The 11,656-nt window shown below is 50.7% G+C and carries 11 protein-coding genes; 8 read left to right on the forward strand and 3 right to left on the reverse strand.

Annotated elements, in window-relative coordinates; all coding sequences use genetic code 11:
- The first annotated feature begins 6 nt into the window (after positions 1 to 6).
- From PHV74_06205 to PHV74_06240, 8 genes are all read left to right on the forward strand, one after another.
- Positions 7 to 1,215 (forward strand): type II secretion system F family protein, encoded by a 1,209-nt coding sequence (locus PHV74_06205; protein ID MDD5093955.1) that lies wholly within the window; start codon positions 7 to 9, stop codon positions 1,213 to 1,215.
- 9 nt (positions 1,216 to 1,224) lie between these two features.
- On the forward strand, positions 1,225 to 1,680 hold the full coding sequence (locus PHV74_06210) for a type II secretion system protein (GenBank protein MDD5093956.1): 456 nt from the start codon (positions 1,225 to 1,227) through the stop codon (positions 1,678 to 1,680).
- Positions 1,665 to 2,153, forward strand: coding sequence for a type II secretion system protein (locus PHV74_06215; protein MDD5093957.1), 489 nt, complete (start codon positions 1,665 to 1,667; stop codon positions 2,151 to 2,153). The genes PHV74_06210 and PHV74_06215 overlap by 16 nt, the downstream gene beginning before the upstream one ends.
- Before the next feature lie 24 nt (positions 2,154 to 2,177).
- Complete coding sequence (locus PHV74_06220) at positions 2,178 to 3,581, forward strand: hypothetical protein (GenBank protein ID MDD5093958.1); 1,404 nt, start codon at positions 2,178 to 2,180, stop codon at positions 3,579 to 3,581.
- 89 nt (positions 3,582 to 3,670) lie between these two features.
- Entirely contained in the window at positions 3,671 to 4,414 is a 744-nt protein-coding gene (locus tag PHV74_06225) for a hypothetical protein (GenBank protein MDD5093959.1), read from the forward strand.
- A gap of 15 nt (positions 4,415 to 4,429) precedes the next feature.
- Positions 4,430 to 6,037, forward strand: coding sequence for a pilus assembly protein PilM (pilM, locus tag PHV74_06230; GenBank protein MDD5093960.1), 1,608 nt, complete (start codon positions 4,430 to 4,432; stop codon positions 6,035 to 6,037).
- Between the two features lie 116 nt (positions 6,038 to 6,153).
- Positions 6,154 to 7,362: a PilT/PilU family type 4a pilus ATPase gene (locus tag PHV74_06235; protein MDD5093961.1), complete on the forward strand. Its 1,209-nt coding sequence runs from the start codon at positions 6,154 to 6,156 to the stop codon at positions 7,360 to 7,362.
- A gap of 353 nt (positions 7,363 to 7,715) precedes the next feature.
- On the forward strand, positions 7,716 to 8,012 hold the full coding sequence (locus PHV74_06240; protein MDD5093962.1) for a hypothetical protein: 297 nt from the start codon (positions 7,716 to 7,718) through the stop codon (positions 8,010 to 8,012).
- Between the two features lie 90 nt (positions 8,013 to 8,102).
- On the opposite strand, the gene PHV74_06245 is transcribed toward PHV74_06240, so the two are convergent.
- From PHV74_06245 to PHV74_06255, 3 genes are all read right to left on the reverse strand, one after another.
- A complete protein-coding gene (locus tag PHV74_06245; GenBank protein MDD5093963.1) occupies positions 8,103 to 9,491 on the reverse strand; it encodes an MFS transporter in 1,389 nt (462 codons plus the stop codon).
- A 215-nt stretch (positions 9,492 to 9,706) separates the two neighbouring features.
- Positions 9,707 to 10,486 (reverse strand): MBL fold metallo-hydrolase, encoded by a 780-nt coding sequence (locus PHV74_06250; protein ID MDD5093964.1) that lies wholly within the window; start codon positions 10,484 to 10,486, stop codon positions 9,707 to 9,709.
- A 376-nt stretch (positions 10,487 to 10,862) separates the two neighbouring features.
- A partial coding sequence (locus PHV74_06255; GenBank protein ID MDD5093965.1) for an NADH-quinone oxidoreductase subunit N occupies positions 10,863 to 11,656 on the reverse strand: 794 nt, incomplete at its 5' end.

Genomic DNA, 11,656 nt, shown 5'->3' on the forward strand with positions numbered 1-11,656 from the left:
AATGGAATGGAATATAAATACATCGCTTACACGAATGATAAGAAGCTGATGAAGGGAACTATCAGCGGTGTCTCGGAGGCTGCAGCAACCCAGGCGTTGATAACACAGGGTTATCAGCCGATCACACTCGAGGTGCGGGCTGGATTGCCCTCGATTGAGGAGGCATTCCCCAGTTTCTTCAAGATAAAACCCAGAGAAGTGATCATGTTCTCCCGTCAGCTGGCCACGCTGCTTGATGCCGGAATCAGTATCGTACCGGCTATTCAGCTGATCCAGGAGCAAACCAGCAACCGGATGTTCAAGAAGGTGATTGCGGATATCAACAATGATCTTCGCGCCGGGAGTTCCCTTTCCGAGGCTCTGTCCAGGCATGAGGATATTTTCGGCGATCTCTTTTGCCAGCTGGTTGCCGCCGGAGAACGCAGTGGCGGGTTGGAACAGTTTTTGCGGCGAGGTGCCGACTACCTGGAAAAAGATCTGGTCATGAAGAAGAAGATCAAAAAGGCGTTGACATATCCCGTCATCGTCCTGGTAGTTGCGGTGATAGTGATTTCAGTGCTCACTGTCTTCGTCTTACCCAAGATGGTGGACATGTTTTCTAACATGGGTTCGGATCTACCTATAACTACCAGAATGCTGATCAGCCTCAATGACTTTATTGGCGCTTACAAGCTTTACCTGTTTGCTGGTATGGGGCTGGCCGTTTTCGGGTTTATTACGTATGTGAAAAATCCAAAGGGCCGTCTCAAACTGGATCGCTTTCTGATCACTGCTCCGATAATCGGAAAGGCCAATCTGATGGGCGAAATGGCCCGTTTTGCCCGAACACTGGCATTGCTGGTTCACGCCGGGTTGCCGTTGCCCGAGGTGATCGCCATTACCAGACAAACCAGTGGAAATATTGTGGTGAAAGACTCATTAGCTAGCGTCCGTACCGGTTTGCTGCAAGGCGAGGGACTTTCTGGCCCGATGGCCAGGGATAAAACCTTCCCCAATTTGCTGGTCCAGATGATCATGGTCGGTGAGGAGAGCGGTAAGCTGGAGTCTACACTGGATACAGTAGCTACGAGCTATGAGACTGAGGCGGATGAGACGATCACCAACATGGTCTCCTTGATTGAGCCGGTGATGACCGTTGTGCTCGCGCTGATTGTAGGGTTTATCGCGCTCTCTGTGATCATGCCGATGTATTCGATGACCGACGCGTTCGAATAGGATAAGGAAATGAAGAAGAAATTCGCTAGATGCCTGTCAATTAAAAAGCGATTGGTTATCAGTGGACAGCCAGGGTTCACGCTGATCGAAGTTCTGGTGGCTGTGGCTCTCATGGCGACGATGGGCGTCGGATTTGTTTCCGCGATGATAACGGGCACCAACTCGACCGGTGTTGTGGAGAAGAAGGTGGATATCGATAATCTGGCTAGGGCGCAGATGGAGTATACCAAGGGCTGCCAGTATAAAGCCGTCGGCGATGGAGGCTATCTAACTATCGATGACCCCACTGTTGACCCCGAGTACCGGGTCACACTGCCCAGTGACTATGACATTCTTGTGGAGCAGACGGCAGTGGATGAAACAGATCCCCCCTATATTCAGATGATCACCGTGACCATCAAACGGGGCTCGGATACTCTTTTGGAGTTGCAAGGATATAAGGTGAATCGATGGCAAAGAAATTAAAGGAAAACCAGCAAGGATTTACCCTGGTAGAGCTGTTGGTGGCTGTAGCGATCTTGGGAGCCATTGGAAGTGCTATGTTCGGGGTTATCTTCGGCATCATGCGCAGCACTGAAGACAATAATGGCCGGGTGGAAGCCCTGACCGGGATCGAATACGCGGCGCATCAGATTGCGGTGGACGGCATGTCGGCCGATCCTGATGATTCTATCATTTCAGACCACAGCGTCACGCTCGGCTGGACGGCCCCCGCGACTGAGGGAGGGGCAACATATCAGATCGTCTATTCTCTATCTGGGACAGACCTCCAGAGACAATCTAACGTAACCCCATTTCTGAAAACGGTGGCCCAGGATGTATCCGATATCACATTTACTGAATCAACGGCCGGGTTCAAGATGTCGATCACCTCGTCCGGTGGCGCTTCCCGGATCAGTGAAACGAGGGAATATGATATTACGCTCAGATTGAACTAATGAACTGAGCGGAAAGGAGGGGACATGTTTCGATTCATGCGCAGAAAAAGAGTTATCAGAGGGCCGAAATCGAGGGAAAGGGGAGCAATCCTTATTGTGGCATTGATTGTGCTGGCTGTTGGCAGCTTGGTGATTCCACCCACCCTGGCGCACATCGGTACGGGGACCAAGACAGTGAACGTCCATAGGGATGCCACGGCCAGGGTGTATGCGGCCGATGCCGGCGTGGAATACGCTTTGAAATATTTGGCCTCTCACGATCCCCAGCCAACCTATTACAAAACAACAACTCCCACTACGCTGAATGACAACACGGTGACTGTGGAAATGTGGGCTCAGGCCGATGGCACATTCAAAATCATCGCTGCGGCGGAGGATGCCGAGGGCAGGACAACTTCCACTGTGGCTTACGCCGATGTGGTGGCGACTACGGTAGATCCTCTGGAATACGGCGTTTTTGCACTGGGAAATGGTAATCCGGGAGACGACTGCAACAATGCCGATATTTATCTCCAAGGAGATGTTGGCTATGAATCATCGGTTGAAGACGATGCGAAGCCTGCTAAGATTTATGCCAATGGCAATATCTGTCTGGGGGGAAGTGTGCTATTAAAGGGCAGTGCTTATGCTACCGATGTGGACGGCATCGACGCACTGATGTGTACAGATGATCCCTCTGGCACCTGCAAAAAAGGAATAACAGGAACAGCTACGGAAGAATACTTCGAATTACCGGAGCCGGACATGGGGATTAGCACGAAGGTTTCCGATGTGAACGACAAGTTCGACCCTGGTGATTCATTTATCACGCTACCCGCGGGCACAAAAATAGATGCAGACACAGCAGTTCTATTCTACGATGATCCAGTGAAAGTCTCAGGCTCACTCACTCTGTCCGCAAAAAAAGGGGACTTCACGGTCACCTTCAATGGTGGCCTGTTGATAGAGGGAGATCTCAACATCGAGGATAATGGGACCATCGGATTAACCATAGGCGCGGATGTGTATGTAACCGGCGGTATGACCAGCGGTCAACAATCCCAGTTGAAAATAGAGGGGGCATATGCCTTGATGATTGAAGGCGATGTTTTGCTCAACGGCGGCGCTCATATAAATGATCCAGATGATCGGCCACCAGCAGCGCAATTGCCCTTTATCGTTTCTTGTAATGGAAACATAACTCTCCAGGGAAACAGCGGAGTGGCAGCCATTCTTTATGCAGCCAACCTCGACCCCGACCCCAACAAACCACCAAAGGGTACTATCGACCTCGGAGGTGGCCCTGATCTGTACGGAATAGCCCTTGCTGACCGAGTCGTATCGCATGGAGGTAACACGATCGTGTATCCGACCGATGCTTACGGCATGGACAGCTTTACTTCGGTCGATGCCGGAAAAACAACCATTGAATACTGGAAGGTGAACTAACGCAGTGGAAGCGAATGAGTTTATGTCCTCAATAACGTTCAGACAAAGGTGATCTTGCTAGTTTGATTACCGAAGGGAAGGAGAGTCATATGACAATATCAGAAAACGTTGAGCCTAATGAAATCCCTGTGATTCCTGAAGGGGAGAAGAAGAAAAGGCCGGGTCTTTTCTCAAGGTTGAAAACCAAGCTCGGGAATCTGCCCCTGCTGTCTCCGCTGGCCAGGAAAGCCGGGGGCGTGAAGAACTTCAAGCAGTTGCAGGTGCTGACGAAGCCTATATTCATTGTGCCGGCATTCATCATCATCTATGTTGGCTTTGGGATGGCATATCAGAGTAAGCAAACGGAATATGATGACCTTCAACCTCAGATTGCCGCGCAGCAAAAGGCGCTGAGCGTACCTGCCTCCACCACCAATCTGGAAGGGCTGCAAGTGCAGCTCTCAGATGCGCAAGCGGAACTGGAAAGAGTCCAAAGTTCTCTGCAGGCTTTGGCTCTGCCCACCCCGGCGCAGAATATCGATATCTATAATGAAATCGTGGATTTCGGAGCGGCGAATTCTCAGCCTGTTCAGATTACCAGCATCAAGGCTTCCGGTCTGGTGATGTCCAAGAAGGGCCAGCAGGATACCATGTCATATACCGTTAGCGTGGATGGGAGCAGAACGGCATTGCTGGATTTTATCGCCAGACTGATCTCCAGTCAGGACTTGCTGCATGGCATGGCGATCACCAGGATTAATCTTGCGGATAAAGAGGAATTTCAGACTCTCACCCTGGACCTGAGCATCCTTGCCCAGCCGCAAGCTATTTCCAAGGATACGACCACACCCTAAAGTTGGAGATGTAAGATGAGTGAAATAACTACCATCACTATCGAGAGTACGGACCTGAGATTCATGGTTTCCGATGGGAGCCAGATTAAGCGTTGGGGAAGTGTTCCTCTTGAACCCGGCATTGTCAAGGATGGTCTGATTCTTGAGCCCGATGCCATGTGCGGCGCCTTAAGCGAGCTCATTGCCTCAAAGCAGATGGGGAAAGGAAACGTTATTGCCGGGCTCAGTGGCTTTAAGTCCGTCCATCGCAACATCGAATTACCCAAAATGCCGAAGAAACTGATTGGAGATGCCATTCTGGCCGAGGCCAAGAGGGTAATGCCCATCTCTCTGGAGCAGATATACGTCTCATGGCAGAACCTCAGCCAGAAGAATGACGAACTGCAGCGGTTTTTCCTGCTGGGCGTCCCGCAGAACATGATGGATGCTCAGATACACTGCTTGCATCATGCAGGGATTGAGCCCCGCATGATGAATCTTAAACCGCTGGCATTGGCGCGTATGGTCAATCGTGCCGAGGCATTGATCATTGATATCGAACCTGAGGGTTGCAGCATCATCCTGATCGCGGGCGGCATTCCGGCCATCATGCGGAGCATCGTGATGAATCCGGACTATTCCTCATCCGATAGGGCCCAGTACATCCTGCAGGAATTTGATCGAACGCTGCAGTTCTATGAATCCAGTTATGTCGATCACCCGCTGGGCCCGGAAACCCCCATATTTCTTACTGGGTTACTGTCCGGCGAGGAGGAACTCACTCAGGCGATAGCATCGGGCGCGGGATATCATATTGAGCCATTGGAATCTCCCCTTGCCTGCCCTGCGGATTTCCCGCTGGCTCAATATGCGGTCAATACCGGTCTGGCACTGAATGGGGGGGCAGGTGGTGCAAGGCGAGCTTCTGCAGACGGCTGGTTTCTGATCACTGATCTGAACATCATGCCTGATGTGTATCTTCCCAAGGGCTTTCCGGTGAAGAAGGCTCTGGTTCTTGCCGGAGTTGTGGCGGGAATCGCTCTGGTGTTGCCGCTGTATCAGATGGTCAGTTCCGCCGCCGATAAGGTCAGCACAGCCGAGGCTCAAAGCGAGAGTCTCAAACAACAGCTTGCCAGTCGGCAAGCCCAAACTGCGCGAACCAATCAGCAGGTGGAGCAGTTGGAAAAGGACATCGAGCGAATACAATCGGAAACGCAGGCTATCCCTGATATGGATAGCATCCTCCTCGGACTGCAAAATCAGCGTCAGCGTGTCTATGACGCCCTGTCCTTGGCCATAGTCCTTTCACCTGGAGATATCAACCTGTCTTCAATATCCTATGCCAACAATGGGCTGGACCTGAAGGGCGATGTGACCACTGCCACTGAATCAGGAGAACAGACAACTGGATTCCAGATCAGTTTAATGCTCGTAGATGAATCGATTGCATCCGGTACGGCTGATAATGCGGATTACGGATGGCAAGGGGGAGGGGGTGCTTATTATGGTGGTTACAGGAGTGTGATCGACTATGCCGATCGTCTGAGGGACAAGACCGACTGGTTCTCCGATGTATATGTTTCTTTCATCAATTCCACCGAGTCCTCTGTTGATAGCGGTGAAGACAGTGAAGGCGGTGTTTGAGGCGGCTATTGAGGAGTATCCCTCAAAGCTATGGTATTCAGTGTTGGGCCAGATATACCAAAACAGGGCTTAGTAAATTTGTCAGACATCACTTGAAATGATGGCAAGGAGATAAGATGGACATCAAAGCGTTACTTCACCTAGCGGGCGAAAAAAGTGCCTCAGACCTCCACCTCATTGCTGGAGGGTATCCCGTATTGAGAATCGATGGGAGACTCATCAGCATCGATTGTGATCCGATCATGCCTGCAGATATGGCACTGGCCTTCGATTCGATAACCGATGAAAGTCAGCAGAAAGCCTTCTTCCGCAATCTGGAGTTGGACTTCGCCTATGCTCTTTGTGAAGGCACTCGTTTCCGGGTGAACGCGTGTCGGCAGAAAGGGAGCATCAGCATGGTCTTTCGCCGGGTGAACTGTCCGCCACCCGGCATTGAACAGATGAATCTGCCGCTCGTATGCAAAGATTTGATCCATAAACCCAATGGACTGGTGCTAATAACCGGGCCAACCGGTTGTGGCAAATCAACTACCTTGGCAGCGATGATAGGCTACCTTAATAAAACTGAAGAACGCCGGGTGATCACGATTGAGGATCCTATAGAATACTCCTATGTAAGTGGTCGGTGTGTCATCTCGCAGCGCGAGGTGGGGTTGGATACCCACTCCTTTGCTGCGGCACTGAAGCATGCGCTTCGCCAGGACCCGGATGTGATTCTGGTAGGAGAGATGCGAGACCTGGAGACAGCAAGCATGGTATTGATGGCTGCCGAGACCGGACACCTGGTTTTATCTACCGGACATGCCTCCAGTGCGCCGATTGCCGTAGATAGAATAATCGACCTTTTCCCCACTGCCCAACAGACGTTAGCCCAATCAAGGATGTCGGCAGTAATTCAAGGAGTAATGTGTCAGACGTTACTGCGGCGGGTGGATGGATTAGGGCGGGTGCCCGCGGTGGAGATAATGCTGGCAAATGCAGCGGTGAGGAATCTCATTCGAGAGGGGAAAACTCATCAGCTGGCCAATGTCATCCGCACCAGTCAACAAATAGGGATGTGTCCCATGGATACAGCTCTTATGCGCCTTTTTAATGACGGAATGATCTGTAGAGAGGATGTCCTGACCAACTGTGTGGATAAAGAGGAAATTGTGAGGATGATCGGGGAGTCAACGCAGCTTGATAATAGCGGTGATACAGGTCAATTCCTCGATGAAGTGGCAAGCGCGATCGGTGAGCAAAAGATGACAAACGGCGCTGGTAATGGACATGGACCTTCGGTGGGAAATCAACTGAACCGTTCGGCTCACCCCGCACGGAGGTAGGAGTTACTCTTATCTTGCATCTTTAACTATAGGAGACTGTCGAAAAAGAAGTTAGAGCAGATGTCTTGATTTGACATCTGCTCTAACTTCCTCCGCCTTTTCCAAAAATCGGGAGCATCTGATTAGAACTGCACCGTAGCAGCAATGCTTCAAGTTCCTCAATTTTCCTCTCCGGAGCCCAACCTCTTCACGGATGGAATGTAAACAGTATCGAGTTTTTGTATACTTATCCTTGACCATCTGTTGACTGTTCAGTAACCGGCATATTTACTTTCTCATGGTATTCTGATTCAAACTCAAGGAAAAGCTGACTTTCCGGCATAATGCACTGGAGATAAGACAGGGAGTCAGAGATGAGAGAAAACGCAAGATTCGGCGCCCGCAACGAACCCATCATGAAGATGAGCATTAGAGAAGCTAAACTGATGACGCTTCTCATCGGGCTGGTGAGTGATCGGTGGCAGGGAGACCGGTTGAATATGCTCCCACACCATGGCTTTACTCGTGAGGACGTCCAGAATCTCAGCGGACGGTTGCTTGAGTTTAAAATGCTCAATATCACCTATCCAAACAAGAGGGATGGTTCGAGATATCCGGGTAGTTTGGTGGCCAATCGGATACAAGGTCTTACGGCAGGTAGTGCGCGATAATTTACAACGTCATGCCGTTTGCCATCGCTGCCAGATTAGGCCTTGCCACTTTCGTTTCTATTCTGACTGTTTGGGCGATATGCTCATCCTCTAACCCGTCTTCGGGGATAAAGGTATGGCGCCAGGGCGGCTTGGCAGGGCAAAAATCAGGGGAATGCTGCTGAAAATGAGCAAGGCCAGGCCTGCGAAGACAAGGCAGAAACCGTGCGATAGATCCTTGTTGCTGTTCAAGACCAAGGAGACAACCACAGTCGCCACTGAGGCCCCCGAATTCATGAACATCATCCTTATCCCCGTAAGCGTGGCTGCCCGTTCGGGCTTAAGATCGATGCAGGCGTTGCTTACTGCTGTGGCAATGGCCCCCAGTCCAAATCCGGACAGCGCCATGATGAAGAGGAGTAGGCTGGTACCTCCCAAATGCAGGCCGAGAATGTCCATGCTTTGCGGCTGGATGGCAAGAAAGACAAAGCTGAGTCCCATAGCGGTAGTGCCAAGCAACATGGGCAAACGATAGCCCCATCGGAGTATGAAGAAGCTGATGATGGATGAAGTTATCAACATGGCTACTGACCGTGGCGTCGTGATGGCGCCACTCTTAAGAGTGGTCTCATGATATACATAGACTGCATACATAGGCACAAAGCTGGCAGTAATCGATGTGCAAGAACCATACATGGCATTGTAGGCGTTTGAAGCCGCGAAACGTCGATCCTTGAGGAATGCGAGATCGATGATGGGGTCGGAAACTCTGCCCTCCCGCCGGATGAAGATCACGATGATCGCGATGCCGATGGTGAGCAATGCAATCACCCATATCCAGGGAGTCCCATCCGGCTTTATGAGGCTGAGGCCAATCATAATTGCAGAGAGAAATCCGGCTACCATTCCGATACCCGGCAGGTCCAGATAACCCTCTGCCCTTTTCCCCGGACGCAGCAGTAACACCGCAATGACGAAAGCGGCTGCCAGCACAGGGAGGTTGACCCAGAATAACCATCTCCATCCCCAGGCAGAAGTGATCCAGCCGCCAGCGTTGGGTCCGGCGATCATGCCAAACGGGTAGATGCTGATCAAGAGCCCTACAGCTTTTTGACGCGAGGTCGGAAACTCGTTGGATACAATCCCGACGGCGCAAGAGGCGAGGGCTCCGGCACCGAGGCCTTGAATGAGACGAAAGAGGATAAGGAGTTCCACATTGGGTGCCAAGGCACAGAGTAGTGTGCCTAAGATAAACGTCAAAAGGCAAGATATGAACACTGACTTCTGGCCAAACGTGTCGCTGAGTCTTCCCCCCAGTGCTACACTTATGGTGTATGTCAGCAGGTATCCACTCATAATCCAGCCAACCAGAATCAGTGAGGCATGGGAAGAAGAATGGATCGTCGCCAGCGCTACAGACAGAGCCGTGGAACTGAAAGTGGAGAGGAACAATACCACACCGACAGTGCCAAAGACGAAATATCTGCGCACATTCCTCATTATACGGATTTCTATTCAAAAAAGTAATCGGTTTGTCCAGCAGACAATGTTTTCATTTGACTAAATGTTGGTTTGAGGGCGGAGTGAATGGTGATACGTCAACCAAAAAAGAAAGAATCCAGTCAAAACCGAGCAGAACCGTCAACGACCAACGAGACTATGAAATATCCATCCAAATCTGTACAGTTGGAAGCTCAAAAAGGTGTGATATCGGGTTATGATGGTATCCGTTTGCCTTTCTTCTTTCTTTCCAGAAGATTCTTCTCGAACTCATCCCTGGTAAAAGGCCTTCCGTGTCCGGGATAGAAGGCCTCACAGCCGACAGCGAACAATTTTTCCCAGGTTCTCAATAGCTCTTTTTGATCATCGGCATAAGGAGGATATACGGTCTTCTCGGAGACATTGAAAAACGTGTCTCCAACGAAGGCGTGTTTGTCTTCAATGATCACACTGAGCGATCCTGAAGTATGCCCTGGAGTCGGCAAGATATATCCGTCTATTCCATATCCCTTCAAATCGAATTTGTCGGCGATCGCTATGTCTGGAATCACAGGCGGATATTCACAAATTCTCTTCCCGATGATGGTTCCCAGTACGAACAACATTTTACTGACCATGTTTGTGCCTTTGGGAAGCTTACAAAACCCATTTCTCAACCACTCGACTTCAGTTTCATGAACAACAATCCTTCCCCCGGTAATATCTCTTAATGCCTTTGAATTCCCGCAGTGGTCGAAGTGAGCATGGGTGAGAATAATCAACTGAATGTTCCCAGGCGAAACGGGTGCCTGACGCAAAGCATCTATTATCTGTTGCTCTTTCTTTCTGTCCCCGGCATCGATCAGAATGGCTTGCTTTCCGTTTGTTACTATATAGGCATTTGATGTTCCCATCGGAATGGGAATGATTTGGCTCTTAAATTTCGCTTCCATGCCGCTGCTTTTTTTGCCTTCCTTGAAATGATGGGATATCGACTGACTTCCTTTTGATCGCATTCAGTGCAATTCTGTTGTATCCCCATCTCAAATTTCCACTCTATCCTACCATTTTCTTCCTGTCCGGCAAAGGGTGTAAGTGGGCGACAAACAAGCTGTAATCGCTCACATACAACAGCCTTATGGCATGGAAGAGTATAACTCATGCGGTTTGTGGCGCGAAGTATCCTTTGTTATGGTGTCCGAAGTGCCGGAAGAGGATGCTGGTAGGGAAAGTGAGAAGACGAGAGAATTATCTTGTGGGATAGTTGAGCAACTTGAGTTCGAGATCGACAGGTGGGAAGTGGCAGAGGATCATAGGGGCCTAGCAATTCCGTTGAACCACTCAGGTTTGATGCTCTCTGCTTGTTATTGGAGGATGGGGCACTATGTTTTCCTAAGGAAGCAGCATCCCGGCGCTATCGGTAAACTTGAGTAGGAGATAAGGGTAAATTCCGAGGACGAACACCCCGAGAGTAGATACCGCAAGGGTGATCTGCAAGGCGCCCGAAGAAGGCACCTCTTCTTCAGATTTTGTCTCGCCCAGGAACATCACCCTGATCACTTTGAAGTAGTAAAAGGCGGCAACCACCGAGTTCACCACGGCCAAGATCACCAGCCACAGCATACTGGCATCTATCGCCGCTTTGAAGACGACCAGTTTGGCGATGAAACCGGCTGTGGGCGGCATTCCGGTGAGCGAGACCAAACAGATTCCCAGCACCAACGTCAACAGGGGAGATCGCTTGATCAGACCGGAGAAGTCGCCGATTTCGTCGCTGTTGATCTTGTTGCTGACGGCAATGATCGCAATAAAGGCCCCCAGATTGGCCAGCGCATAAACGGCAAGGTAAAAGAGGATTCCGCTCTGGCCTTCCCCGTACGGCGTAAGCGATACGCTATCGTTGGTAGAATATGCCGCAGCCAATCCCATCATGAGATATCCGGCTTGAGCCACTCCTGAATAGGCCAGCAACCGCTTGATGTTCGTCTGCTGGATGGCGATCACGTTTCCGACGGTCATGGTGATGGCGGCCAGAACAGCGAAGAGCACGCTCCAATCGTCGCGCAGCCACTCGGGAGATCCGAAGCCGGTGAAGAAAATGCGCATGATCACAGCAAATCCGGCAGCCTTGCTGGCGACGGAAAGATAAGCGGTAATCGGCGTTGGCGCGCCTTCGTAGACATCAG

This window comes from Dehalococcoidia bacterium, from assembly GCA_028711995.1.
Classification (GTDB): domain Bacteria; phylum Chloroflexota; class Dehalococcoidia; order SZUA-161; family SpSt-899; genus JAQTRE01.